Genomic DNA, 24,318 nt, shown 5'->3' on the forward strand with positions numbered 1-24,318 from the left:
CCGACTGACGGTTGCCAGCGTCGACCCGCGCGGGCATCGGCCGGTCGACTTCGCAGCGACCACGACGTCTCTCTTGCCGACGCACACCTTCACCGACGTGGCCGACTTGCGGGGGGACGGCTCAGGGCCCGGCTGCGCGGACACGAACGCAGTGGCCCCTACCCCCAGGCCCAGCACCAGGACGAGGCAGAGCATGGCCATCAGGGCTCTTGCTTTCACGTCCGAAGAATCACCCATCGCTGCCAGGTGGCGAAATCGCATGTCCACGCTCACGGCCTCCATCGTCGCCATGGGACTGGGGCGGTCCCGTGGCGCAGCCACGGTGACCGAACCGCCGGGTGCCGGGACCGTTGGTCGCGAAGCGTACCGGCGATCTTTTTACTTTGTTGACGAATCGTGGGGCTGGTGTGGCTGACGTGTGCGTCGGCAGTGGGTCGCAGTTCCTTAGGTTTTCTCTCGGCAAATCTTCGCCGGGCTTTCGCCGGGCGGTCGTTCTCGACTGCCTGCAGCGAGACTCACCATGGGGGGCAGGACCATCAACAGCACCGCTGGCGTACTCGAGCGCCCGAATGTCGACGTACCGAGGCCCGCGCGTCGTCTGGGCCGGATCACGGCCCTGCTGCCGGCCCACAACGAAGAGGCGAACCTCCCGGACGCCCTGGCGTCCCTCCGGGGGCAGACGGAGCCTCCGGTCGACATCGTGGTGATCGCCGACAACTGCACCGACGACACCGAACAGGTCGCCACCGAGCTCGGCGCCACCGTCTTCCGGACACGAGGAAATGTCCACAAGAAGGCCGGGGGTCTGAACCAGGCCCTCGACGTCCTCCTCCCCCAGATGCAGCCCGACGACCTCATCCTGGTGATGGACGCCGACTCGCTGCTGGACCCGACCTTCCTCGAGGGGGCCCGCCGTGCCCTGGAGGTCCGTCCAGGCTCTCGGGCGCACCGCCGCGGGATCATCCTCGGCGGGGTGGGCGGCACGTTCCTCGGGGCCGAGGGAGGTGGACTCCTCGGCACCTTCCAGCGGAACGAGTACGCGCGATACGCCCGCGACGTCCGCCGGCTGCACGGCAAGGCGCTCGTCCTGACCGGCACCGCCTCGGTGTTCACGGTCAAGGTCCTGCGCGAGGTCGCCGCCGCCCGCCGGGCCGGGGAGCTGCCGGATCGATCCGGCGCGGGGAACGTCTATGACGTCCACGTCCTGACCGAGGACAACGAGCTGTCGCTGGCGCTGATGCACCTCGGGTACGGCATCCTCGCCCCGCGGGAGTGCACCCTGGTGACCGAGGTGATGACCACGTGGGGTGACCTCGCGAGGCAGCGGTCGCGATGGAAGCGCGGCGCCCTGGAGAACATCGTCGACTACGGGTTCACCCGCGTCACCGCTTCCTACTGGGGACGACAGGTGCTCAGCGCGGTCGGCCTCCTCGCCACGGCGCTGTACGTCGCGAGCCTCCTGTGGGGGCTCTTCACGGAGATCCACCTGCACCCCTTCTGGCTGGCCGCCTCGCTCGTGTTCTGCCTGGAACGCGTCGTCACGGTGCGCCAGCGCGGATGGCGGCAGATGCTCCTCGCCGCTCCCCTGGTCATCGAGATGGCCTACGACCTCTTCCTGCAGCTGGTCCAAGCGCAGGCATTCATGAACGCGCTCCTGCGTCGAGAAAGAAAGTGGTAACAGATGTACAACAACACCGGAACGCTCGCTGCTGGCGCTGGCGCTGGCGCTGGCGGAAGCGGCCTGGCGATGACGGGCGTGGCAGGCAACCTGATCTGGATCTTCCTGGCTTCCTTCGCCATCCTGGCTCTCGGCATGGCCATCCTGCGGACGGTGCCCCGGTCCCAGCGATGAGGAAGGCGATCGGGTGGACGATGGTCGCCAGTGCCCTCGCCCTCCTGATGGTGCTCAGCGGCCAGCACCTGCTCGCTCGGCACCGGACCACCGAGGCTCAGGTGCGGCTGCTCAGCGAGGTGCCGAGCACGGTGGTCGCAGGCTCGTCGGGGTCCGTCCCGCGGGCCAGGGGCGTCGATGTCGGCGACGCGCTCGCCGTGATCACCATCCCCCGGTTCGGCGACGACTGGCGCTGGGCCGCGTTGGAAGGAACGTCGACGGACGTGCTGGCGGACGGACCCGGCCACTACGAGCAGACTCCGCTGCCGGGACAGCGGGGCAACTCGGCATTCGCCGCCCACCGCGCCGGTCATGGCGACCCGTTCATCGACTTCGACCTCCTGCAGGCCGGTGATCGCGTCGTGCTGGAGCAGGGGGACGCCCGGTGGGTCTACGAGCTCGACGCCGACCCTCGGATCATCCCGGCGACAGCCGACTGGGTCCTGGCACCTACCCCGGGGCGCGTGCTCACGCTGACGACCTGTTGGCCGCGCTACGGCTCGTCGAAGCGGATGTACGTCCGCGGGCACCTGGTGGCGAGCTGACGGCGAGGGCGTTGCTCAGCGCGCCAAGCCGCGGCGTACCGCCCTCAGGGCGTCTCGTGACGAGTCGACGCGCCAGTCGCGTTCCTTGTCGGCGTTGAACCAGATGAGCGCCTTGATCCGGGGCATGGAGCGATTGGCGAGCATCTTCTGCACCCAGCTCGCCTTGTCGTGTGCGCGGCTGGTCGGCGCCCCGTCGTTGACCCTCGGCTCCTTCGAGGAGACCTCGCAGATCCACACCGGCGCGCGGGGGTGCAGGGCGGTGAGCTTGCGGTACTGGCGCTGGAAGATCTGACGGAAGCTGCGCCAGCGGCCCCAGCTCGAGTCCTTGCCCCAGTTGAACCCGTCGAGGCCGAGCACGTCGACGTACGCGGCCCCCGGCCAGATCGCCTTGACCCGCGTCGTCTCGGCATAGGTGTCGGCCGTGGGGTTGAAGACCCACCGCAGGTTGTCCGCCCCACGCGACTGCAGGTAGGTCACGACGTAGCGCCACGCCTGCGTGAACTCCCGGTAGGTGCCACCGTGGGGTTGGGCGCCGTCAGCCGTCGGCTGGAAGGTCTGCCAGTCGCCGTTCATCTCCGGCCACGGCCGCACGTAGAGGGTGTGGGGGTAGGTGCTGGCTGCGGCGGCGATCTGGTCGAGATAGGCGTCGTGCTGGCCGCTGCTCCACTCGGCGAACCGGGTGGGACCCATGTCCCAGGAGACGAGCACCTTGCGGCGGCCACCGTCAGCGAAGAGGCGCTCGGGTGCGGCCGGGAACACGTCGCCGTAGCCGTAGTAGTAGGACGCGATCCGAGCACGCTGTCCGATCTTCGACTCGAACGCCCGCAGGCGCGACGGGTCGTCCTGCATGCCCTCGACGAACGCACCGAACTCGACCCGGTCCACCAGCGGTCGGGCCGCCGGCCGAGCGACAGCCGACGCGTTTCCGTGCGAGGCGCTGCCTGTCGACGCGAGGCCGGCCGACGCCGTGCCGGCCGGCAGGAACGAGGTGAGGAACGCGAGCACCACCGCGAGGGCGACGGCGAGACCTGGCCTGCGGGACCGTGAGGACATGCCGGCCACATCGGCGACCTCGCGTCCCAGGTTAGGTTCCGGGACAAATCAGCTCCTGGGAGGTGCTACACCCGCGAGCCGGAGACGTAGCCGAGCAGCGCCAGGGCGACCCCCACCACCAGCACCCCGAGGCCGTAGCCGACGGCGAGGCCGAGGCGCTTGTCGCGGACCAGCTGGACCGTCTCGTAGCTGGCGGCGCTGAACGTCGTGTAGCCGCCGGGCAGGCCGGTGATGAGGACGGCGCTGATGTGGGGGTCGGCGACCCGACTGGCGACCAGGCCGGTGAGGAAGCCCAGGAGGAAGGAGCCGGTGAGGTTGATGGTCGCGGTGGACCAGGGGAACGCCGTCTTCCCGGTGCCGGACGTGATCAGCCCGTCGACGACGTACCGCAGAGCAGCGCCCGTGCCGCCGCCCAGGACCAGCAGGAGGAAGAGAGTGAAGGTCATCGGTCCGCTCCCCTGGCCGGGGTGCGACGCGGCCGCTGCCTGGACCCGACGACGATGCCCGTCATCGTCGCGGCCGCCCCGACGACGACCGTGCCGAGGGCGTACGCAACACCGAAGCCCCAGCGCGAGTCCTCGAGCAGCAACGCCGTGGCGGTCGTCAGCGAGCTGTAGGTGGTCAGGCCACCACAGAATCCGGCGCCGACGAGGAGCCTGAGCCGCGCGGTCGTCGATGGCCCGGCGCCCGCCGCGACGAGGGCCTCGTAGAGGTAGCCGAGCAGGAACGCCCCGAGCACGTTCACCACCGGGACGACGACCTGGACCCCGTCCGCCTCGGGCACCAGCAGGGAGAGTCCCTCGCGGACGCCGGCCCCGACGCCGCCCCCGAGGAGGACCAGCGCGATCGAGGATGCCTGCAGGTACGCCGGACGCGCCGACGTCCTCGGCTGGGCCGCGGCGCGATCACCTCCGGCGGGGGTGGGGTGCGACATCAGGTCTCCACCCTCTCAGTGACGGCCTCGCCCAGAGCCTCCGGGCGAGCCGGACCAAGAGGCGCAACACAGAGCAATGAGTCTCTGGTGGCCAGGCCCTCGAGGTGTGGTAATGACGGTATGTCGTCTCCTCGGATCTGCCGCCAAGGTCGCGCTCGGGGAGAACGCCGCGGCCCCGGCAGGTCAGGGCGCTGAGGTGCAGATCGTGCTCGAGGACGTCCGGGTGCAGGGCCGGCGCGCTCCCCTGCTCGAGCTCGACCGGCTCGCGGTGGAGACCGGCGAGTGCGTGCTGGTCGCCGGGGAGCCGGGCCAGGGCCACACCGCACTGGCGCTGGTGCTCACCGGCCGGATGGCGCCGTCGAGCGGGCGGGTCCGGCTGGTCGACGACGGCGGCTCGTTCTCCTACGACCCGCGCGAGCTGCGCCGGGTCACGGCGGTGGTGGACCTCCCCGGGGTCTCGGAGCCCGACGACGAGGTGCCGGTCGGGACCGTGACCGCCGAGGGCCTCGCCCTGGCCCACCGCGGCGCGGGACCGCGTGCGCCCGGCCGGTGGCTCGCCCGGCAGCACCTGGGCGAGCTGGAGCCGGATCGGGTCGACGCGCTCGTCGGACCGACCCGCACCGCCCTGCTCACGGCACTGGCGGCCGAGCGCGTGGGCGTCCGGTTCCTCATCCTCACGCTCCCCGATCGGCACGGAGACGAGCCGGCTCACTGGTGGGACCTCGCCCAGCAGTACGCCGGGGCGGGGTACGGCGTGCTGGTCCAGTGCAACCGGTCCTCGGCCCGGGACCTCGGTGCCGCGCTCCCGCCCGCACAGGGGGTGCGCAACCAGTACGCCAGGCCCGTGGAGACCCTCCGCGTCCGCCTGCAGGCCCCGCCCGAGCAGCTCGAGCTCGACAGCCCACCGACCCGGCTGCTGCCGGTCGAGCACCCGGGAGCCGCACCGCCGAGGGAGATGGATCGATGATCGCCGTTCGCCTGACCATCACGGAGCTGCGCCGCATCAGCGCGGGCACGCTGCCCAAGCTGGCCGTCCTCGCGATCGTCGTGATCCCCTCGCTGTACGCCGGCCTGTACGTGTACGCCAACAAGGACCCCTACGGCGCGCTGGGCCGGGTGCCCGCCGCGCTGGTCGTGCAGGACCGGGGCGCCACGGTGACCAGCTCGGTCGACGGGCGGACCCGGGACGTGGACTACGGAGAGCAGGTGGCCCGTCGCCTCCTCGACGGCGAGGGTGGGCTCGGGTGGGTCGAGACCTCGCAGCAGGAGGCCGAGGACGGGGTGCAGTCCGGGCGCTTCGACGCCGCCCTGTTCATCCGCCCGGGCTTCTCCGAGGACCTCACCTCCACCGAGCGCTACCAGCCTCGGCAGGCCAGCCTGGACCTGCTCACCAACGACGCGACCAACTACCTGGCCACCACGATCGCCAAGACGGTCGCCGACGACGTGCGGAAATCCATCGCGGAGCAGGTCGGCGCCACGGCGACGATCACCTTCCTCCAGGGCCTCGACCTGATCCACACCGACCTCACCAAGGCCGGGAAGGGCGCCCGGCGACTCGAGAAGGGGACCTCCCGGCTGGCCACCGGGACGGTCGAGCTCGTCCGGGGGACCACCGAGCTGGCGTCCGGTGCCGACCGGACGGCGAGCGGCGCCGCCCGGCTCTCCTCCGGCGCCTCGCGACTCGTCTCCGGCAGCGACCGGCTGGAGCAGGGCACGACCGAGCTGACCTCCGGGCTCGGGACCCTCCGGCAGCGCACGGCGTCCCTGCCCGGCAGCAGCCGCACCCTGGCGAACGGTGCGCAGCGGGTGGCGCAGGGCAACGCGCGCGTCGCGGCCTTCGGACGGGATGCGGCGCGCGTGGCGCGAGCGGTCGCCCGGCAGCTCGCGGGCGTCCGGGCCGACCTCGACGCCGAGCTGGACCGTCTGGTGGAGCGCGGCGTCCTCACCCGGGACCAGGCCCGGCGGCTGGCGAGCCTCGTCGACGTGGCGGGGGCACCGGTCCAGCAGGTGGCCACCCGCATCGAGGGCGCCGCGGCCAAGCTCGGGAAGCTGAGCCGGGGCTCCGCGGAGGTCGCCGCGGGCACCCGCAAGCTCGCGAACGCCGCCCCGGAGCTGGCGAGCGGCGTGGCGAGGGCCGCGTCGGGCGCGGACCGGGTCGCCTCCGGCACCAGCACGCTGGCCAGCGGCACCCGCACGCTCTCGAGCGGCGCCTCCGAGCTCGCCTCCGGGACCAGTGAGGTGTCCAGCGGGGCCGGCCGGCTGGCCCGGTCGACCCCGAAGCTCCGCAACGGCGCGACGAAGCTGGACGCGGGCACCACGAAGCTCCGCAAGGGACTGGAGCGAGGACTGACCAAGGTGCCCGACCTGGACCGGCCGACCTCGCGGGCGATGGCACAGACGGTCGGCGACCCGGTCGACGTCCAGGACGACACCCTCGCCCGGGCCGGGTCGTACGGCGCGGGCCTGGCCCCGTTCTTCATGTCCCTGGCCGCCTGGATCGGCGCCTACATCCTCTTCCTCCTGGTCCGTCCGCTCTCCCGGCGCGCGCTCGCCGCGGACGGCCCCGCCCTGCGCACCGCGCTGGGCGGCATGCTGCCCCCGGCGATCGTCGGGGTGTTCCAGATGGTGGTCATGCTCACCGTCGTCCGCCTCGCCCTCGACCTCGACCCGGTGCACGAGGTCGCCACCGTCGCGATCCTGGTGGTCGCCTCCGCGGCGTTCGTCGCCATCCTCCAGGCCCTCAACGCCTGGCTGGGCACCGTCGGCGAGTTCCTCGGGCTGGTGCTGATGCTGGTGCAGCTCGTCACCGCCGGCGGCACCTTCCCCTGGGAGACGATCCCGGAGCCGTTGCGCTCCCTGCACTGGCTCCTCCCGATGACCTACGCCGTCGACGGCCTCCGCCAGACCCTGTACGGCGGTGAGCTGCGGATCGTCGTACGAGACGTGAGCGTGCTCGCCGCCGTCGGCCTGGTCGCGCTGCTCCTCACGACGTGGGCCGCGCGACGACAGCGCGTGTGGACCGTGAACCGGCTGCAGCCAGAGCTGGTCCTGTGAGCGGCGTCGAGTCAGACCGCGAGGTCGAGGATGACGTCGTGGAGCCAGGCCTCGAGGGGTGGTCGGGTGTGGTCGGTGCCGGGGAGGTCGGGGGCGCGGGCTGTGTGGGTGTGTCCGGTGGGGGTGCGCCAGTCCACGACGTGTCGGCCGCGGGCGTCGGGTCCGGCGCGGGTGGTGGCGCTCCAGCCGGGAGCCTGTTTGGCCAGGTTGCAGCGTTCGCAGAGGTCTTGGAGGTTGGGGCCGGTGGTGGGTCCGCCGTGCTGGTGGTCGGTGACGTGGTCGATCACGCGGGCGGGGGCGTCGCACCAGGGGGTGCGGCAGGTGGCCAGGTCGCGGGTCTCGATGAACCGAGCCAACCCGGTGGGTGCGCAGCGGGCGGTGGAGTCCATCGCGACCAGGGTCCCGGTGCCCGGGGTGGTGTAGAGCCGCCGGATCCACAGCTGCGCGGTGTCCAGAGCCTCGGCGGCCAGGGCTCGTGCCCAGCCGGCGGGGACGGGGCCGTAGCCGAGGAGGTGGGCGGGTTCGTCGTCGCCGGTGAACAGGGTGCGGTCGGTCATCACCAACCGCACCTCCACGGACACCTCTTCGGCGGTGGTCCTGCCGGCGGCGCGTTCGACGAGGGTGTCGGCCATCACCTGCCCCCGGCTGCGGGGGTCACCGGTCGCGCGGGCGGAGTCCGCGGCGGCCCGGAGCGCGGCGTACACCCCCACACCTTGGGCGACCGGGAGCAGGGCGGTGACCCAGGTCATCGTGTCCGGGGCGGGCCGGATCGTGACGGTGCGCTCTTCGACTGCCTTCGCGGCCCGGGCGGTGAAGGCCTGCGCGTCGAGGCGGTAGGCGTGCTTCTTGGCGGTGTCGGCGAGCTGCCGGTCGCCCATCTCGATCGCCGGGGCGTACCCGGGCCCGCCGGCGCACAGCAGCCGGTCGACCTCGCGGCGGTCCTGAAGGTCCAGGCAGCCGGTCTCCCGGGCCACGATCGTGGCGCGCCACTCCGAGAGCAGCCCGCGGCGCATCAGCTCCGCGGTGTGCGGCAGCTCGGCGCTCATCACCTTCGCCAACCCCAGGAGCTTCGAGGCCCGGACCGGGGAGACCCGCCGGGCCAACCCCACCTGCGCGGCGACCCCCTCACCCAGCCGCCGCGCCGGGACCCCCGCGCGCTGGACCTGGCGCACCGAGGCGTCCAGGTCGACCGCGTCGCGGGCCTGCAACGCCTCCGCGGCGCACTTCAGCTCCTCCAGGAGCCGGATCCGCTCCACCCGGTCCGCGTCCGAGCCGGCCGAGGGCGCATCGGCCAGGGCCGTGACCCACCCGGCCAGCTCGGGGACGCCGTGTTCGAACATGTCTTCGAATCTAGAGCAGACCACCGACAGTCCCGGTCCGCAGCCAAGCGGCGCCTCATCTGCCTCTCACTCCCCGCTCGTTCTCCCCCGCCAGGCTCAACCGGGTCGGAGAACGAGCACCAGCCACACGAACGGAGCTCCCCATGTCCAAGATCCGCACCACCATCGCCACGCTCGGCGCCACGACCCTCCTCGCCGCTCCCCTGAGCGTGATCGCGGGCCCGGCCCACGCCGACGCCGACGCCGCCAACCGGGAACGCGTGTTCCGCGTCGCCGGCGCCCGGGTCGACTTCTCGGTCGAGAGGGACGACGGCCGCTTCGAGGTGGACGTCGACATCGACAACGCGAGGCCGGGCAGCAGGTGGCGCATCGTGCTGCGGCACAACGGCACGCGCTTCCACAACCGGGTACACCGCGCCGACCGCGAGGGCGACGTCGACATCAGCAAGAACCAGGGGGACAGGGCCGGCGCCGACACCTTCAAGGTGAGGGTGAAGAAGGTCGGCGGCGCGGGCAAGTCGCGCACCATCCGGATCGGCTGACCCTAGGTGAGCCGCGCCGCGATCTCCTCGAGCGAGTACGCCGGGGAGATCGCGGGCTCGCGGTAGTCGAGCAGCTGCTCGGCGGGCGCCGGGAAACGACCGAGGTAGCCCCCGGCGCCCACCAGCACCTGGCCGGTGACCCCGTCGGCCAGGTCACTGGCGAGGAAGACGTAGAGCGCCGCCACGTGCTCCGGCCCCGCCGGGGCCAGTGCCCCGGCCTTCATCAGGTCGTCCAGCAACCCGCGGCGGTGCAGGTCCTCGATGGACCGCTCGTAGTCGTCACCGGTGGACAGCCGGGTCCGGGCACCCGGACACACCGCGTTGACCCGGACGCCGTGCTCGCGCAGCTCGGCCGCGAGCGCGTAGGTGAGGCTGGTGACGCCGCCCTTGCCCGCGGCGTACCCCGTCCCGCCGAAGGCGCCGGTGAACGCGTGCGAGCCGGTGTTCACGATCGACCCGCCCCCGCGCTCGACCATCAGCGGCGCGAACGCCCGGCAGGTGAGGAACGTCGAGGTCAGGTGCGCGTCGATCAGGTCGTGCCACTCCTGAGGGGTGACCGTCAGGATCGAGGAGCCCGGCGGCTCCGCCGTCCCGGCGCAGTTGACGAGGACGTCGACCTCGCCCAGCGCCGCCGCCGCGGCCACCAGCTCTTCCACGACGATGGGGTCGGCGGCCGAGCCGGGCACCCCGGCGACCCGCCCGCCGCGCTCGGCCAGGTCGCGGACCGCCGCGTCCAGGACGGCCGGGTCGCGTCCGTTGAGCACCACCGCCGCCCCGGCGTCCGCGAGCGCCTCGGCGACGGCCAGGCCGATCCCGCGCGAGGATCCGGTGACGACGGCGGTCGAGCCGGCGAGGGCGGGTGCGTCGGTCATTGGGCTCCTCCGGACGGGATCGGTGGACCGCACCCTAGGCCGGAGAAGAGGAAGCCGCTCGTCCGCAATGCCGGTTAGCGTGCGGCGCATGGCCATCGCACGCTTCCCGAGCATCGTCCTCGACTGCCCCGACCCGACGACCCTCGCGACGTTCTACGGCGCCCTTCTCGGCTGGCAGGTGGACGCCAAGGACGACTGGGCCGACGTCCGCTCCGACTACGGGCAGTGCCTGTCGTTCCAGCAGGTCGAGGGGTACACGCCCCCGGCCTGGCCGGCCCAGGACGTCCCGCAGCAGATGCACCTCGACCTCATGGTCGAGGACCTCGACGCCGGCGAGGCGGAGGCGCTGCGGCTGGGCGCGACCCGGGCCGAGCACCAGCCCGGCACGACGTTCCGCGTCTTCCTCGATCCTGCCGGCCACCCGTTCTGCCTCTGCGTCAGCTGAGCGACCTCAGCGGCGCACGGAACGCGCGTCGCCGACCCCCTAGGGTGCTCGCGAGCACTGTCACGACGACGCCAGGCAGGTAACAGGGCATGGACGCCGAGATCTGCGTCGGGCCGGACATCGAGGTCCACGCTGTCGCGCCGACCTCGGCGCCGGCCGAGCAGGCGTTGCGCGCGTACCTCCATGATGTCGCCAGTCGCTACTACGGCAGGCCCGCTCGTGCCGATGAACTCGAGAGTGCGCTGTCACAGCATCCGAGTGAGGACCTCGTCCCGCCCGATGGCGTCTTCCTCGTGGCGACAGCAGGTATCGGCGTCGTGTGCGGTTGCGTGGCACTGGCACGCGTGACCGGTGACGTCGGCGAAGTCCGTCGGCTGCACGTCGCCCCGAACTTTCGACGACGCGGGCTGGGACGCCGGTTGATGTCGGAGGTCGAACAGCGAGCTCGCAGCATGGGCCTCGTCGCGCTACGTCTCGACACCCGTGGCGATCTCGTCGAATCGCAGCGGCTCTACGAGTCCCTTGGCTACCACCAGACCCCAGCCCACTCGGGCGGACCGTTCTCTGATCGTTGGTACGGCAAGACGCTCCGTTAGCGCACCGCGCACTGGGCATGGCGGCGACGCCTGGACGTCCGTGGGCGACCTCAGCAGGCCTCGGCGGAAGGGCTGAGACGACGACCGCTGATGGTGTCCACCCGATCCGGCGGACTTCCAAGCTGCAACCGCTCCAACGGTACGACGGCGCTACTCGCGGCAGATCCAGGCGGTTCGAGTTAGCTGCGCGGCCGCCGAAGTAGCACAACGGCCAAAACGCCGGTGACTGCGATCCCGGCCAGCCCAGCCATCGCAATCCAGGAGCTCACTAGCATTGCGGCGTCTGTCGAGGGGGTAACTGTCCCGGTAGTTTCCACCTGATCGAAGCCGGCTCCCCACCACCAAGAAGCGCCCGCGAGACCGCCAACAGCGGCGACGCCGAAGACGACTGCGGCGACCACCCAGGGCAGCAGGCGCACATGACCGCTGCTGTCCGTTGCCATGGCATAAACGTACTTTGGATCCAGCCTTACTCAGCGGCATCAGGGGCATCGCGCGGCAGACCTGGTCGAGCTGCTCTATGCGGCAGAACCGGATGTTCGCCTCAGACGCGCGGGGATGGAATCGCCAGGATCCGAGCAAACGTGTCCGCAATGTGAGCGCCATCCCGCCCACCGTTCCCATGCAGGTCGAGGTACAACTCAGGCAAGTTCCAGCCTTCGACGGACAGACGACAGCGTCCATTCGCGTGGTCGACATAGACCCAGTAGTCGATGCAGCGAACGTCGGGCCACTGCTGGTCGCCGTAGGTCTCCACGATGCCGCTGTCGGGGTAGCGATGCGCGAAGCGTCGAGGGTCCGCCTCCCACAAGAGCGCGTCAACCTGCGTGTGCTCTTCGTCGGCGTACAGCAGTTGCCGTTCGAAGCCGACGTCGGCCGCCTCGAAGATGGGGTTGCACGCCGCGGCGACCGCTTCTGCCCAGTGCCTGTCCATTGGTGCCACAGAGGGACCCTAGCTATCTCAAGGCACACATAGGTCCGCGTCGGTGAGCCACCAGGAGGGCACCTATCTCGGCAGAAGAGCGAGCAATTCAGGCAGATCCGGGCGAGCGTAGCCGCCCTCAACGCGGCATGAGAGGGCGATCGGCCGACGCTATCCCAGGACTGTGCACCGTCGTAGGTCTGGCCACTCGGAGAGCGCATCGTCGTAGTACACGCACTCGACGTTCGCGATGTAGCCGTCTGCGTCCGCGAACCAGACCACTGTGCGCGGCACGCCATCGGTGCGCTCTTCCTCGACCAACTCGGTCGGGAGCAGGGTTCGCAACGGCGAAGCAGGGGCGACGGTGCGGTCAATCGTCGGCGTGAACGATGGGCAGCCGCAGGAGCAGTTGGGCTCTACCTCACCAATGCTCGCGATCTGTGCTCGCAACTGCTCGACGCCTTCAAACTCGACAGACGCGAGGAGGTTCATTACCTCCAACTCCGTATCGGTGACTCGCCGCATGTGGTCCAGCATCTCAGCCATCGCTTTAACCCGCTCATCGACATGACCGCGCGCTCAGGCAGATGAGTGCATCTGTTGCGTGGCCTCCGGCGGGCGTCGCCTCCTCCTGTCACTCGGGACGATCGGTAGTGAGGTCGCTCCACTGCTCGAAGGGTCCGATATGAGCGGCGACGACCGTTCCGTTCACGAGCAGGACGGATGACGGTAAGGCTTGTAGGGGAACAGTGTCGGAGTACTGAGCCATGTAGCTGCCGTCGCTGTCCAGGACGTTCGGGAACGTGGCACCCGTCATGCCAAGGAACTCTTTGGCGTACTTCTCGAAGCGATCTCGGCTGACTCCGATGACCTGAACGCCTGTTTCGTCAGCCAACCGCTCAAGGAGCGGCATCTCTTTCTTGCAAGGGCCGCACCAACTGCCCCAGAAATTCACAAGAACGGGTCCATCGCTCGACGTCGGCACCCGCCCCTGAACGACTTCTCCTGTGGGCAAGTCCATGGTTGGACCGTTGGTCACTTTGGTCCATCCGAGACGAATGTCGGATGTGCTGCTCTCAGTGAGAGGTGTCGTTGGTGGTCCGGCGCAGCCAGCCAACGCGCCGGCGAGCAGCGCAGGGGCAACGATGCGTAGGGCGAACACGTTTGGATGCTAGCCAGCACCTCGCGGGCTCCGACGGTCCGGTGTGCCTTAGCGACGACCATTCAACGGCTTGAGGGTGGGTCGCGCGGCAGACCTGGGCGAGCCGCCCTCCAAGCGGCAGATCCCGACGAGGACGGCCTCCCGATTCCGGATGCTTGAGCGGGTTTCGTGTCCTAGTTTGAGAACATGAAGCCTGCTCAACGGGTCCGCAGCGGAACCGTTCTTGCACTCTTGCTTGGCGTCCCTGCTGTAGTCGTCGCCGCGGTGTCTCTTTATGCCGTCGTGTTGGCAGCAGCCTGGGATCCCGGCCCGCCTCTGTTGCTCCTGATCGCAATGATCGTGGCATCGCTGATGTGGGCCGCGGTTGGTAGTTATCGCCGACGCCTAGCAGGTGGCCAGCGCTGAATCGCGACTTAGCCGACGGTTCAGGGCGTCCGCTCATCGCCATGAGCGCGCAGCGCGGCAAGAGCGGACGGTTCGGTTCAGGCGATGAGGGTCAGCCGAGCGATCCGGAGGACTCGCTCGTAGTACGGCTGGGCATCTGCTGGGAAGGCACCGATGGACCGTTGAAGTTCATCGGCAGCCTGTGCCAACCGCGGCCGGTCGAGTTCGGACAGCGACCCAGCCCTGGCTGCCCAGCCGTAGATGTCCGCACCGATCATGACCGCATCCACTTCTCCGTAGTCCAGACCCTTCTCCACCGAGTCGGGGAAGGGGTCGGCCAGGTGTAGGCGCATCTCATCCGCCAGCGTGTGTGCCACATGTCGCAGGGTAAGGACCCCTGCCGCACTGTCATCGGCTGCTTGTTCCATTGACCCAGGACCGGTTGCCTGGCGAGGCTCGGTCCAGGCGCCCGGGTCGTCGCTCTCACATCGGCTGCCCACGCTGCTCAGTGATGGGTTCGTGTGGCTCTCTTTTGGCCTGCGTGACCCGGGCGTCGCCAGGGCCAGGAGAGGCTCAAGAGGGGATTGCCCGGCTCTAAGCAGCGTTGCCCTCCCGGCTCGACAACCCAGTGATGGAGCGAGCATCGGAGGAGCAGATGATCGACGCATTTGGCGGCGGCAGCCGTGTGGTGATTGGGATGGACCCGCACAAGCGGTCGGTGACGATCGAGGTGATGACGGCCGACGAGTCCTTCCTCGGGGGCGGCCGGTACGCCACCGACGAGGCCGGGTTCGCCGCGATGGGGCGCTATGTCAGCCAGTTCCCGGACCGTGTCTGGGCGATCGAGGGCTGCTCGGGGATCGGGCACCACGTCGCGATGAGGATCCTCGCTACCGGTGAGGAGGTCCTCGACGTGCCACCGAAGCTGTCGGCGCGGATCCGGGCGTTCTCAACCGGGCAAGGACGCAAGACCGACGCCACCGACGCCCACTCCATCGCGCTGGTCGGGACCCGGATGGCCGGGCTACGACCGGTGGTCAATGACGAGCAGCTCGCGGTGCTGCGACTGCTGGTCGACCGCCGCCGCTCGCTGGGTGATGAGCACACCCGCAAGACCTCCCAGCTGCACCAGCTGCTGCTCGAGCTGATCCCCGGCGGGGCGAAGAAGGACCTCTCCGCAGCCCAGGCCAAGGCGCTGCTGGCAAAGGTCCGACCCCGCGATGTCGTCGGGAAGACCCGCCGTCGGGTCGCTGCCGAGCTGGTCACCGACCTTGAACGGATCTATGCGCGGAAGAAGGCCGCGAACAAGGAGCTGACCGAGCTGGTCGAGGCGACCGGCACCAACCTGTTGGATCTGCACGGCATCGGACCGTCAGGTGCTGCCCGGCTGCTCGTCGAGGTCGGCGACATCACCAGGTTCCCTGACCGCGACCACTTCGCGTCCTGGAACGGAACCGCACCCATCGATGCATCCTCGGGTGACCAGGTCCGGCACCGGCTGTCGCGGAAGGGGAACCGTCAGATCAACCGGGTTGTGCACATCATGGCGACCGTTCAACTGCGCAACGCGACCGAGGGCCGGGCCTATTACGACCGCCGCAAAGCCGAAGGGAAGACGTCGATGGAGGCGATGCGGGCGTTGAAGCGGCGGCTGTCGAACATCGTCTACAAGACCATGCTCGACGACACGATCACCCATGCCGCGGCGGGTTCGAGGACGGGCCCGGGAGGGCAACGGGGCAACGACTCTGACTCCAGCGCGGCCGGCTCACAGCCCCACACCAACTCTTCGGACAAGCCACTTCCCGGACCCGCCAGAACCCACCCTAAGACACCGCTCCCGGCAGCTTCTTGACACAGAGGGGTGCCAGATCCGGTCGGCGCGTCACCGGCACGACCGCCATCGGGACACCAGTCAGACCGTCCCGCGCACCAGCTCGAGCACGTCGGCGACGGAGTCGAAGACCCGCGTCGGGCGGTAGGGGAACGTCTCGACCTGCTCCGGCGCAGTCGAGCCGGTGGTCACCAGGATCGTGCGCAGGCCCGCCTCCAGGCCGCTGATGATGTCGGTGTCCATCCGGTCGCCGATCATCACGGTCGTCTCGGAGTGCGCGTTGAGCTTGTTGAGCGCGCTGCGCATCATCAGCGGGTTCGGCTTGCCCACGAAGTACGGCGACCGCCCCGTCGCCGTCGAGATCAGCGCCGCCACCGACCCGGTCGCAGGCAGCTTGCCGTGCTGGCTCGGCCCGCTCGGGTCGGGGTTGGTCGCGATGAACCGCGCGCCCGCGTCGATCAGCCGGATCGCCCGGGTGATCGCCTCGAAGGAGTAGGTGCGGGTCTCCCCCAGCACCACGTAGTCGGGGTCGCGGTCGGTCATCACGTAGCCGATGTCGTGCAGCGCGGTGGTCAGCCCCGCCTCCCCCACGACGTACGCCGTGCCCCCGGGCCGCTGCTCGTGCAGGAACTGCGCGGTCGCCAGCGCCGAGGTCCAGATCGCCTCCTCCGGCACGTCGATGCCGCCGCGGAGCAGCCGCGCCCGCAGGTCGCGCGGGGTGAAGATCGAGTTGTTGGTCAGCACCATGAACTGCAGGCCCGACTCCTTCAGCGCGTCCAGGAAGTCCTTCGCCCCCGGGATCGGCACATCCTCGTGCACCAGCACGCCGTCCATGTCGGTCAGCCAGGTCTCCACCGCGCGCATGCTCATGACCCCCATCCTCCCGCGTCCTCCCCAAGCGCGCCGCGTGCGCGTCGCGCGGCCGGGTACCACCGGGCATGGCCACGACCACGCACGCCGGCGAGCCGCCGTCCCGCGCCGCCGGGCTGATGTACGGGCTCGGCCTCGGCGGGTTCATCGACGGGATCGTCCTGCACCAGATCCTGCAGTGGCACCACATGATCAGCGACGTGGAGTCCCCGCGCACCCTCGCCGGGCTCGAGGTGAACACGATGGCCGACGGGTTCTTCCACATCGCCACCTGGTTCATCGTCGTCGGCGCCTCGATCGTGACGATCGCGCAGTGGCGGCAGGGCCGACTCGCGCCCAGCTGGTCCTTCCACCTCGGCCTGGTGATCGCGGGCTGGGGGATCTTCAACCTCGTCGAGGGCCTGGTCGACCACCAGCTGCTCGGCGTCCACCACGTGCGCGACGACCTCGGCGGACCGCTCTCGTGGGACCTCGCGTTCCTCGCGTCCGGCGTGGTGCTGATCGTGGTCGGGTGGCTCGTGCACCGGCGCGGCCTCGACCCCCGATGATGGACGGGTGCCTGCCGAGATCGTGCCCACCGAGCGCGCGGGCGCGTTCGTGCTCCGGATGGACGGCCACGACCAGTCCCACGTGGACCTCGACGACCCGGGCCGGCTGGCCTTCGACTACGTACGCCGGATCGGCGACGTCGTCGACGCGTGGGGTACGCCGGGCGCGCCGGCGCGGGTGCTGCACGTCGGCGGCGCGGGCCTGACCCTCCCCCGGTACGTCGCGCACACGCGGCCGCGGTCGGCGCAGGTGGTGCTCGAGCCGGCGGCGGACGTCACCGAGCTGGTGCGCCGCGAGCTGCCGCTCCCCCGCCAGAGCGGGATCAAGGTGCGCCCGGTCGACGGCCGCAGCGGGCTGGCCGCGGTCCGCGACGGGTCGCAGGACCTCGTGGTCGTCGACGCGTTCGCCGACGGCCGGGTGCCGGGCGACCTGGTCACGGCGGAGTGCGCCGCGGAGTACGCGCGGGTGCTGGCCGCCAGCGGGCTGCTGCTGCTCAACCTCACCGACGCCGCCCCGTTCGCGTGGACCCGCCGGGTGGTCGCCGCCGTGCGCGCGGCGCTGCCGGTGACCATGCTGAGCGCCGAGCCGGCGACCCTGCGCGGCCGGCGGCCCGGCAACCTGCTGCTCGTCGCCGGGCGCGACACCGTGCCCGTGGCGGCGCTGCGCACCCGCGCGGCCAGCGGCCCCGCGCCGTACCGCGTGCTCGACGGCGCCCAGGTCAGCGACACCGTCGGGGGCGGGCGCCCGTTCACCGACGCCGACACCGCGCCGTCGCCCGCGCAGCGCTGAGCCGCGCCCGGGTCAGCGCGGGCAGCCGCGGGCCGGGAAGGAGCCGAGCTCCTCGACCCGGAAGCCGTCGGGGTAGCTGCGGATCCAGGGCAGGTCCTCGACCCGCTTCGGCGTGCGCCGCGCGGGGAACGCGCGCAGGGCGACGCCGCGCGCCCGCAGCAGCCGGCGCGAGAGGGCCTCGACCGGGCGCGGCGGCGCGGCGTACCCCAGCGCCTCGCGGAGCGGCTGGTCCATCAGCGCCCGGCTGAACACCTCGACCGCGCGCGACGCGAACGCCGGGTGGAAGGTGAGCAGCAGCGCCAGCGTGGAGTCCGCGACCCGCCGCCCGCCCGGGTCGTGGCCGAAGTGCTCGGCCTCGTAGGAGTCCATCAGCTCGGCGAACGCGGCGAAGGTCTCCGGGACGTCCCGGACGCCCAGGTGCGCCCCGAGCTGGCGGTAGTAGTTGACCGACGCGCGCTCCTCCACCGGCGTGAGGGGGCGCTTGCCGTAGTCGTCGAGCCACCGCTTCGGCACCACGACGAAGGTGCTCAGCACGTAGCGCATCTCGTGGTCGGGGATGTCGTAGGCGTGGTGCATCTGGTTGATCCGGCGGATCGCCGCGCGCGCCTCCGGGTCCTCGAAGCCCCGCGAGAACGGCACCTCGAGCAGCAGCGCGGTGTCGTCGTACCGCTTCTGGACGCGCTGGGTGAACTCGCCGGTGCGGTCCAGCAGCGCCCCGATCCCCGGGACGGCGTAGGTGCGGAACAGCGCGAAGCTCAGCGCCTGGTTCATGTCCCAGGGGAACTCGTGCATGACGACGTTGCGGTAGATCTCGGCGTACGCCGTCTCGGGGTCGAGCGCGTCGTTGGTCCGCCGCCAGTGGTCGCGTCGCATGCGAGCGAACCTAGCCGACCCGGGCCCCAGGAGGCCCCTAGCGACGAGGCAGGAAGATCGTCAGCCCGTCCATCGGCTCCGTGCCGGTCCACCGGCCGCCGAGCGCCTCGCACACCGCTCGGGCCGCGTCGAAGGGGTCCGCGTCGCCCACCGAGGAGCGCTCGGTGGTGATCGAGATCCGCAGGTGGCCGCCGGTGGCGCCGTCGAGCACCAGGCGTACGCCGCCGCGGCTCACCGTCAGCACCTGGACCAGCACCAGGTCGAGCAGGTGCTCGACCGGTCCCGGGGTGTAACACTGGTCGAGCTCGCCCTCGACCGCGGCGGTCAGCTCGCGGTCGTCGAGCGCCAGCCGGTCCGCCCAGCGCTGCGCGACCTGGGTGGCGAGGTCGCCGAGCGGGACCTGTGCGCTCTCCACGAGGCTCCCGCGCTGGAGGTCGACCAGCTCGCCCGCGACCCGGTCGACGTGCTGGATGCCGGCGAGGGTGCGGACCAGGGTCTCGTGGACGTCGGCCGGCAGGTCGTCGCGCAGCGTCAGCTCCTCGACCTCCAGCCGCAGGCCGGTCATCGGGGAGCGCAGCGAGTGCGACGTGTGCGCCGCGAAGTCCTGGTCGCGCCGCAGCCGGTCGCGCAGCTGGTTGGCGCTGGTGCTCAGCGAGCGGGCGATCGCCTGCGCCTCCGGGATCCGGGTCGTGGGCAGGTCCAGGTCGAAGCGCCCGCGGCCCAGCGCCCCCGCGGCGTCCGCGAGCCGGCGGAACGGCGCACCGAGCGCCCGCGCGACCAGCAGGCCGGCGACCGCCGCGCCGAGGAGGGAGAGCACCACCAGCACGGCCAGCGCCCAGGGGTCGCCGATGATCAGGTCGCTCACTCGGTGGTCGCCGACGGCGACGGTCAGCTCGCCCTCGTCGGAGTCGGAGGTCGCGAGGATGAGGCCGTCCGCGTCGTCGTACTCCTGGCCGCGGGCCTCGATCTCCGTGGCACCGCGGGTGTCCAGCACGAGCAGCTCGTCGGACCGGACCAGCCCGTCGAGGAACCGGGGGCCGAGCTTCTCGCCGGCCGCCGCGCGGGCCTCGACCACCGCGGCCAGCGTGGCGGCCCGCTCGTGGACGCGGGCGCTCTCGAGCTCGCGCAGCTCGTTGCCGAGGGTGTACCCGCGGACGGCGCCGAAGAAGACGAGGAGCAGCAGGGCGAGGACGACGAAGCAGGCGACCAGCCGCTCACGCATCGGCCGCGCCCTCGAGGCGGAACCCCACGCCCCGGACGGCCACCACCTTCTCGGAGACCCCGACGTTCTCGAGCTTCTGCCGCAGCCGCCCGATCGTCACGTCGAGCGTCTTGGTCGAGCCGTACCAGTTCTCGTCCCACACGTCGGCCATCAGCCGGCCGCGGGAGACGACCTTGTCGCGGTTGGACGCCAGGATCTTGAGGACGTCGAACTCCTTGCCGGTCAGCGGCACCTCGTCGTCCCCGGCGTAGACCCGCCGGGCGGCGACGTCGATGCGCAGCCCGCCGTCGGGCACGTCGTCCTGGCCGAAGGCGCTGCCGGAGGTACGCCGCAGCAGGGCGCGCACCCGGGCCTGCAGCTCGGCGAGGCCGAACGGCTTGGAGAGGTAGTCGTCGGCGCCGTAGTCGAGGCCGACCACCCGGTCCAGCTCGCCCGCGCGCGCCGTGACGATCATGATCGCCCCGCCGAAGCCCGCCTCGCGGGCGCGCTTGCAGACCTCGAGCCCGTCCATGTCGGGGAGTCCGAGGTCGAGGATCACCACGTCGGCCGGCGCCTTGACGAGGTCGTCGAGCGCGCGCTGCCCGGAGTCGACCCAGACCACGGTGTACCCCTCGCGCTCCAGGGTCCGGACGAGGGGGAACGCGATGTCCTCCTCGTCCTCGACGACGAGCACTCGTGGGGCCATGCGGCGAGCATAGGGTGCATGGGGATGCGATCAGGCCAGGACCCGTGACATCGCCGGGGTCCGGCGGCGCCGACGCGCGAATGCGGCGGTCAGCAGGCTCAGCAGCGCCGCCACCGTGACCCCCACCCAGACGAGGCGGCCGACCTCGCTGACGAAGGGGTAGCCGACGTACGGGACGACGAGCACGACCTTCGAGGTCGTCGGCTCGTCGAGGCGCAGGGTCCACGGGTCGACCGTGGCCAGCGCGTCGCCGCGGGTGTGCGCGATGCCGTCCTGGAGCTCAACGAGCCGGCGGGTGACCCGGCTGTCGGGGTCGCTGCCCGGCGGCCGGAAGGTGATCACGTCGCCGACCTCGAGGTCGCTGCTCGGCACCGGGCGCTCGAAGACGAACGAGCCGCGGTCCAGGGTGCCGTCCATCGCGTCGCCGGTCACGACGTACCGGTCCATGCCGAGCATCATCGGGACGAGGACCAGGACCACGAGCGGGGAGAGGACCCCGAGGACCACGAGGACGCGGCCTCCCGTCGACACCGGGGGCCGGCGTGGAACCGGCGCGATCTCCAAGACGTCCTCGTGTGGCTCGGCGTGACAGGTGCGGTCGGGTCGGGGTGAGGGTCGGGAGACGACGATCGGTTCGTCCGGCGGTTCCCCCCGGACCCGCCGGACGAACCGTCGTCTCCCTGGGCCGTCCCGCACTCCCCCCAGTGCGGCGCGGCCGAGGTTCTGCTGCGTCACCGTCGGCCAGGTTTGGTGATGGTCACGCCCGCCCAGCGCCGTGAACGCTACGGAGGAAGACGCCACCGTGGAGGAACGCCGCTTCTACGGTCGATCCACACTTCGGTAACAGGACCCTGCGGCCCCGGGGCCGCTGTTCACCCGGAAATCACGTGGCGAACAGGTCGCCGCGCTCCTCGATGCGGGCGAGCACCTCGTCGAAGGTGAGCTGCTCGAGCCCGAGGGGGTCCTCGGCGCCGGCGGCGACCTCGTCCCAGGACACCGGTGCGGCGACGTAGGGCCGCTCCTTGCCGCGCAGGGAGTACGGCGTGATCGTGGTCTTCGAGGCGGCGTTCTGCGACCAGTCCAGGAACACCTTGCCGCCGCGCTTGGCCTTGGTCATGGTGGCGGTGACCTCGCCGGGCCGCTCCTTCTGGAGCCCCTCGGCGATCTCGCGGGCCAGCGCCGTGGAGCCCTCGGACGGCATCCGGCCCGGCAGGTCGGCGTACAGGTGCAGGCCCTTGCTGCCGCTCATCACCGGGCGGCAGTCCAGGTCGCGCTCGGCCAGCCGGTCGCGCACGAGCAGCGCGACCTGGCAGCACTCGTGCAGGCCGGCCGGCTCGCCCGGGTCGAGGTCGATGACCAGGCGGTCGGCGTTGCGGGGCCGGCCGTTGCGGCCGACCCGCCACTGGTGCACGTGCAGCTCGAGCGAGGCCAGGTTGACCAGCCAGGTGAGCGTCGCGAGGTCGTCGACCACCGGGAAGACGAGGGTGTCGCCGTGGCGCGAGGAGCCGCGCGAGCCGGTGGTCGGCACGGTCACCGTGCGCACCCACGACGGCGTGCCGGGCGGGGTGTTCTTCTCGAAGAAGCTGGAGTCCTGCACCCCGTGCGGCCACCGGATCCGGGTGACGGCGCGGTCGGCGAGGTGCGGGAGGAGGGTCGGCGCCACCTGGGCGTAGTAGTGCAGGACCTCGCCCTTGGTGGTGCCGGTGCGCGGGTAGAGCACCTTGTCGAGGTTGGTGATCCGCAGGGTCCGCCCGTCGACGTCGACGTGGACCTCCGTACCGGACGGCATCAGAGGTCCTCCGGGGTGAGGTCGGTGCGGACGCCCTGGAAGGACGGCTGACGCAGACGGGAGTACCCACGACCGTGGGTGTCGATGTCGACGACGAGCACCGGTTCGAGCCAGTGTGTGCCGCGGGCGTCGACGCGCGGCACCTCGTCGGCGAACGGGCTCGCGTCGCGCCCGAGACCGGCCACCAGCTCGGTCAGCGCGCGGCTCTGCTTCGCGCCGATCCCGCTGCCCACGCGGCCACGGTAGAGCAGCCCCTCGGGTGTCGGCTCGCCGACGAGCAGGGCGGCGAGCCGGTCGGTGGTGCCCTCCTGCGGGCGCCAGCCGCCCACGACGTACGTGACCCGGTGCCGGTGGGCGTGCTTGCGCCACAGGGTGGTGCGCTCCCCGAACCGGTAGCGCGACGTCCGGTGCTTGCTGACGATCCCCTCGAGGTCCTGGGCCAGGGTGGCGTCGAAGAGCATCGCGCCGTCGTCGTACGCCGCGGGCACCTGCCACGCGCCGTCGAGGCCGAGCCCCTCGAGCAGCGCGCGGCGCGCCTCGAGCGGCTGGTCGGTCAGGTCGCGCCCGTCGAGCCGGAGCAGGTCGAAGACCATGTAGATGGCCGGCACCTGCTCGGCGAGCCGCGCGGCCGAGGTCGCCTTGCGCACGTGCATCCGGTCCTGGAGGGTGCGGAAGTCCGGCAGCCCCCGCTCGTTGAGCGCGATGATCTCGCCGTCCACGAGCAGGTCGCGGTCGCCCAGCGGGCTGGTGGCGAGCTCGGGCCAGGCGATCGTGATGGCGTTCTCGTTGCGGCTGGTCATCCGCAGCGTCCCGTCGACCACCTCGGTGAGCGCGCGGACGCCGTCCCACTTCACCTCGTGCAGCCACTCCTCGCCGGGCGGCACGTGCTCGGCATGGGTGGCGAGCATGGGGCGCATGGCGTCATCATGCCGGGGAGCGATGGATCGTCGAGGCGTGCCCGGTCCGCACGTCGGTTACTCCAGTGGTCAAGCAACCAGAGAGGCTTCCCCCATGCGTGCGATCTGGAAGGGCGCGGTGTCCTTCGGGCTGGTCAGCGTGCCGGTCAAGCTGTACGCCGCGACCGAGTCCCACGACGTCTCGTTCCGGCAGGTGCACGCCAAGGACGGCGGGCGGATCAAGTACCAGCGGGTCTGCTCGATCGACGGCGAGGAGGTCCCGTACGCCGACATCGCCAAGGGCTACGAGACCGAGGACGGCGAGATGGTCATCCTCACCGACGACGACATGGCCGAGCTGCCGTCGACGTCCTCGCGCGAGATCGCCGTGGAGAAGTTCGTCCCGAGCGACCAGATCGACCCGCTGCTGTTCGAGAAGTCCTACTACCTCGAGCCGGAGAAGACCGGCGCCAAGCCCTACGCCCTGCTGCGCCAGGCGCTGCTCGACGCCGACCGGATGGCCGTGGTGACGGTCGCGCTGCGGCAGCGCACCACCGTCGCGGTGCTGCGCGTGCGCGACGACGTGATCGTGCTCCAGACGATGATGTGGCCCGACGAGGTCCGCACCCCCGACTTCTCGATCGAGGCCGGCGACGTGAAGCCCGCCGAGGTCAAGATGGCCACGATGCTGGTCGAGACGCTGGCCGGCGACTTCGACGCCAGCGAGTTCGAGGACGACTACGCCGGCGCCGTCGAGGCCCTGGTCAAGGCGAAGGTCGAGGGCGGCGAGGTCAAGCGCACCCCCACCTCCACCAAGTCCTCCGGCGAGGTCGTCGACCTGCTCGCGGCCCTGCAGCGCTCGGTCGACGCGGCCAAGAAGGGCCGGGGCGAGACCGCGGCCGACGACTCCGACGAGAAGCCCGCGGCGAAGAAGTCCGCCTCGGGGGCGAAGAAGACCGCTGCGAAGAAGTCCGGCCCCGCCAAGACAGCCGCGAAGAAGTCGACCGCCAAGAAGACCGCGACCAAGAAGGCCGCGGCGCGCAAGGCCAGCTGAGCGCCTGACCAGAC

The 24,318-nt window shown here is 71.2% G+C and carries 28 protein-coding genes; 12 read left to right on the forward strand and 16 right to left on the reverse strand.

Translation table 11 applies throughout. From position 1 onward, the window contains the following. Nucleotides 1-520 precede the first annotated feature (520 nt). The 3 genes from H4O22_RS14335 to H4O22_RS14345 are packed head-to-tail and all read left to right on the forward strand — an operon-like array spanning nucleotide 521 to nucleotide 2,436. A complete protein-coding gene (locus tag H4O22_RS14335) occupies nucleotides 521-1,678 on the forward strand; it encodes a glycosyltransferase family 2 protein (RefSeq protein ID WP_182524053.1) in 1,158 nt (385 codons plus the stop codon). A 3-nt stretch (nucleotides 1,679-1,681) separates the two neighbouring features. Further along, complete coding sequence (locus H4O22_RS14340) at nucleotides 1,682-1,852, forward strand: hypothetical protein (protein ID WP_182524054.1); 171 nt, start codon at nucleotides 1,682-1,684, stop codon at nucleotides 1,850-1,852. Next, nucleotides 1,849-2,436 carry a sortase gene (locus tag H4O22_RS14345; RefSeq protein WP_182524055.1) on the forward strand — a complete coding sequence of 196 codons (588 nt, stop codon included), beginning with the start codon at nucleotides 1,849-1,851 and terminating at the stop codon, nucleotides 2,434-2,436. Before H4O22_RS14340 ends, H4O22_RS14345 begins: the two co-directional genes overlap by 4 nt. Before the next feature lie 15 nt (nucleotides 2,437-2,451). On the opposite strand, the gene H4O22_RS14350 is transcribed toward H4O22_RS14345, so the two are convergent. The 3 genes from H4O22_RS14350 to H4O22_RS14360 form a co-directional block, all read right to left on the reverse strand. Continuing rightward, on the reverse strand, nucleotides 2,452-3,489 hold the full coding sequence (locus tag H4O22_RS14350) for a glycoside hydrolase family 26 protein (protein ID WP_182524056.1): 1,038 nt from the start codon (nucleotides 3,487-3,489) through the stop codon (nucleotides 2,452-2,454). A gap of 65 nt (nucleotides 3,490-3,554) precedes the next feature. Beyond that, nucleotides 3,555-3,935, reverse strand: a complete 381-nt coding sequence (gene crcB, locus H4O22_RS14355; protein WP_182524057.1) for a fluoride efflux transporter CrcB — start codon at nucleotides 3,933-3,935, stop codon at nucleotides 3,555-3,557. Continuing rightward, nucleotides 3,932-4,423, reverse strand: a complete 492-nt coding sequence (locus H4O22_RS14360) for a fluoride efflux transporter FluC (protein ID WP_182524058.1) — start codon at nucleotides 4,421-4,423, stop codon at nucleotides 3,932-3,934. The genes crcB and H4O22_RS14360 overlap by 4 nt, the downstream gene beginning before the upstream one ends. Nucleotides 4,424-4,535: 112 nt before the next feature. On the opposite strand from H4O22_RS14360, the gene H4O22_RS14365 reads away from it, so the two are divergent. Together H4O22_RS14365 and H4O22_RS14370 are read left to right on the forward strand one after the other, a co-directional pair. Then, nucleotides 4,536-5,390, forward strand: a complete 855-nt coding sequence (locus H4O22_RS14365; RefSeq protein WP_182524059.1) for a P-loop NTPase family protein — start codon at nucleotides 4,536-4,538, stop codon at nucleotides 5,388-5,390. Then, nucleotides 5,387-7,480, forward strand: coding sequence for a YhgE/Pip domain-containing protein (locus H4O22_RS14370; RefSeq protein ID WP_182524060.1), 2,094 nt, complete (start codon nucleotides 5,387-5,389; stop codon nucleotides 7,478-7,480). The genes H4O22_RS14365 and H4O22_RS14370 overlap by 4 nt, the downstream gene beginning before the upstream one ends. 11 nt (nucleotides 7,481-7,491) lie before the next feature. Here H4O22_RS14370 and H4O22_RS14375 read toward each other — a convergent pair whose 3' ends face one another. Continuing rightward, the gene (locus tag H4O22_RS14375) at nucleotides 7,492-8,820 is read right to left on the reverse strand and encodes an HNH endonuclease (RefSeq protein ID WP_182524061.1); all 1,329 of its coding nucleotides are present in this window, start codon (nucleotides 8,818-8,820) and stop codon (nucleotides 7,492-7,494) included. Between the two features lie 143 nt (nucleotides 8,821-8,963). On the opposite strand from H4O22_RS14375, the gene H4O22_RS14380 reads away from it, so the two are divergent. After that, a complete protein-coding gene (locus tag H4O22_RS14380) occupies nucleotides 8,964-9,362 on the forward strand; it encodes a hypothetical protein (RefSeq protein ID WP_182524062.1) in 399 nt (132 codons plus the stop codon). A gap of 2 nt (nucleotides 9,363-9,364) precedes the next feature. Here H4O22_RS14380 and H4O22_RS14385 read toward each other — a convergent pair whose 3' ends face one another. Continuing rightward, on the reverse strand, nucleotides 9,365-10,234 hold the full coding sequence (locus H4O22_RS14385; protein WP_182524063.1) for an SDR family NAD(P)-dependent oxidoreductase: 870 nt from the start codon (nucleotides 10,232-10,234) through the stop codon (nucleotides 9,365-9,367). Between the two features lie 88 nt (nucleotides 10,235-10,322). Between H4O22_RS14385 and H4O22_RS14390 the strand changes: the two genes are divergently transcribed. Both H4O22_RS14390 and H4O22_RS14395 read left to right on the forward strand, forming a co-directional pair. Continuing rightward, complete coding sequence (locus H4O22_RS14390) at nucleotides 10,323-10,679, forward strand: VOC family protein (protein ID WP_182524064.1); 357 nt, start codon at nucleotides 10,323-10,325, stop codon at nucleotides 10,677-10,679. 89 nt (nucleotides 10,680-10,768) lie between these two features. Next, the gene (locus H4O22_RS14395) at nucleotides 10,769-11,275 is read left to right on the forward strand and encodes a GNAT family N-acetyltransferase (RefSeq protein WP_182524065.1); all 507 of its coding nucleotides are present in this window, start codon (nucleotides 10,769-10,771) and stop codon (nucleotides 11,273-11,275) included. A 544-nt stretch (nucleotides 11,276-11,819) separates the two neighbouring features. Here the strand turns inward: H4O22_RS14395 and H4O22_RS14400 are convergent. The 4 genes from H4O22_RS14400 to H4O22_RS14415 all read right to left on the reverse strand — a co-directional run bounded on the left by H4O22_RS14400 (nucleotide 11,820) and on the right by H4O22_RS14415 (nucleotide 14,120). Further along, nucleotides 11,820-12,218: a hypothetical protein gene (locus H4O22_RS14400; protein WP_182524066.1), complete on the reverse strand. Its 399-nt coding sequence runs from the start codon at nucleotides 12,216-12,218 to the stop codon at nucleotides 11,820-11,822. A 150-nt stretch (nucleotides 12,219-12,368) separates the two neighbouring features. Continuing rightward, entirely contained in the window at nucleotides 12,369-12,743 is a 375-nt protein-coding gene (locus H4O22_RS14405; protein WP_182524067.1) for a hypothetical protein, read from the reverse strand. Nucleotides 12,744-12,831: 88 nt separating this feature from the next. Beyond that, entirely contained in the window at nucleotides 12,832-13,359 is a 528-nt protein-coding gene (locus tag H4O22_RS14410) for a TlpA family protein disulfide reductase (RefSeq protein ID WP_182524068.1), read from the reverse strand. A 482-nt stretch (nucleotides 13,360-13,841) separates the two neighbouring features. Further along, nucleotides 13,842-14,120, reverse strand: a complete 279-nt coding sequence (locus H4O22_RS14415) for a hypothetical protein (protein WP_182524069.1) — start codon at nucleotides 14,118-14,120, stop codon at nucleotides 13,842-13,844. A 254-nt stretch (nucleotides 14,121-14,374) separates the two neighbouring features. On the opposite strand from H4O22_RS14415, the gene H4O22_RS14420 reads away from it, so the two are divergent. Next, entirely contained in the window at nucleotides 14,375-15,598 is a 1,224-nt protein-coding gene (locus tag H4O22_RS14420; RefSeq protein ID WP_220451170.1) for an IS110 family RNA-guided transposase, read from the forward strand. Between the two features lie 60 nt (nucleotides 15,599-15,658). Here H4O22_RS14420 and H4O22_RS14425 read toward each other — a convergent pair whose 3' ends face one another. Next, nucleotides 15,659-16,447 (reverse strand): HAD-IIA family hydrolase, encoded by a 789-nt coding sequence (locus tag H4O22_RS14425; protein WP_425325966.1) that lies wholly within the window; start codon nucleotides 16,445-16,447, stop codon nucleotides 15,659-15,661. Between the two features lie 68 nt (nucleotides 16,448-16,515). Between H4O22_RS14425 and H4O22_RS14430 the strand changes: the two genes are divergently transcribed. Continuing rightward, nucleotides 16,516-16,995, forward strand: a complete 480-nt coding sequence (locus H4O22_RS14430; RefSeq protein WP_182524071.1) for a DUF2243 domain-containing protein — start codon at nucleotides 16,516-16,518, stop codon at nucleotides 16,993-16,995. 7 nt (nucleotides 16,996-17,002) lie between these two features. Continuing rightward, nucleotides 17,003-17,785 (forward strand): spermidine synthase, encoded by a 783-nt coding sequence (locus H4O22_RS14435; RefSeq protein WP_244962977.1) that lies wholly within the window; start codon nucleotides 17,003-17,005, stop codon nucleotides 17,783-17,785. A 12-nt stretch (nucleotides 17,786-17,797) separates the two neighbouring features. On the opposite strand, the gene H4O22_RS14440 is transcribed toward H4O22_RS14435, so the two are convergent. The 6 genes from H4O22_RS14440 to ligD (H4O22_RS14465) all read right to left on the reverse strand — a co-directional run bounded on the left by H4O22_RS14440 (nucleotide 17,798) and on the right by ligD (H4O22_RS14465) (nucleotide 23,271). After that, entirely contained in the window at nucleotides 17,798-18,658 is an 861-nt protein-coding gene (locus H4O22_RS14440; RefSeq protein WP_182524072.1) for an oxygenase MpaB family protein, read from the reverse strand. Nucleotides 18,659-18,695: 37 nt separating this feature from the next. Next, nucleotides 18,696-19,880: a histidine kinase dimerization/phospho-acceptor domain-containing protein gene (locus H4O22_RS14445; RefSeq protein ID WP_182524073.1), complete on the reverse strand. Its 1,185-nt coding sequence runs from the start codon at nucleotides 19,878-19,880 to the stop codon at nucleotides 18,696-18,698. Beyond that, on the reverse strand, nucleotides 19,873-20,565 hold the full coding sequence (locus tag H4O22_RS14450) for a response regulator transcription factor (RefSeq protein ID WP_182524074.1): 693 nt from the start codon (nucleotides 20,563-20,565) through the stop codon (nucleotides 19,873-19,875). Before H4O22_RS14450 ends, H4O22_RS14445 begins: the two co-directional genes overlap by 8 nt. A 30-nt stretch (nucleotides 20,566-20,595) precedes the next feature. Beyond that, complete coding sequence (locus tag H4O22_RS14455; protein WP_182524075.1) at nucleotides 20,596-21,096, reverse strand: S24/S26 family peptidase; 501 nt, start codon at nucleotides 21,094-21,096, stop codon at nucleotides 20,596-20,598. 352 nt (nucleotides 21,097-21,448) lie between these two features. Continuing rightward, nucleotides 21,449-22,354 (reverse strand): non-homologous end-joining DNA ligase, encoded by a 906-nt coding sequence (ligD, locus tag H4O22_RS14460; protein ID WP_182524076.1) that lies wholly within the window; start codon nucleotides 22,352-22,354, stop codon nucleotides 21,449-21,451. Next, nucleotides 22,354-23,271: a non-homologous end-joining DNA ligase gene (gene ligD, locus H4O22_RS14465; protein ID WP_182524077.1), complete on the reverse strand. Its 918-nt coding sequence runs from the start codon at nucleotides 23,269-23,271 to the stop codon at nucleotides 22,354-22,356. Before ligD (H4O22_RS14465) ends, ligD (H4O22_RS14460) begins: the two co-directional genes overlap by 1 nt. A gap of 94 nt (nucleotides 23,272-23,365) precedes the next feature. Between ligD (H4O22_RS14465) and ku the strand changes: the two genes are divergently transcribed. Then, entirely contained in the window at nucleotides 23,366-24,304 is a 939-nt protein-coding gene (ku, locus tag H4O22_RS14470) for a non-homologous end joining protein Ku (RefSeq protein ID WP_182524078.1), read from the forward strand. Nucleotides 24,305-24,318: the final 14 nt, after the last annotated feature.

This window comes from Nocardioides dongkuii, from assembly GCF_014127485.1.
Classification (GTDB): Bacteria; Actinomycetota; Actinomycetes; order Propionibacteriales; family Nocardioidaceae; genus Nocardioides; species Nocardioides dongkuii.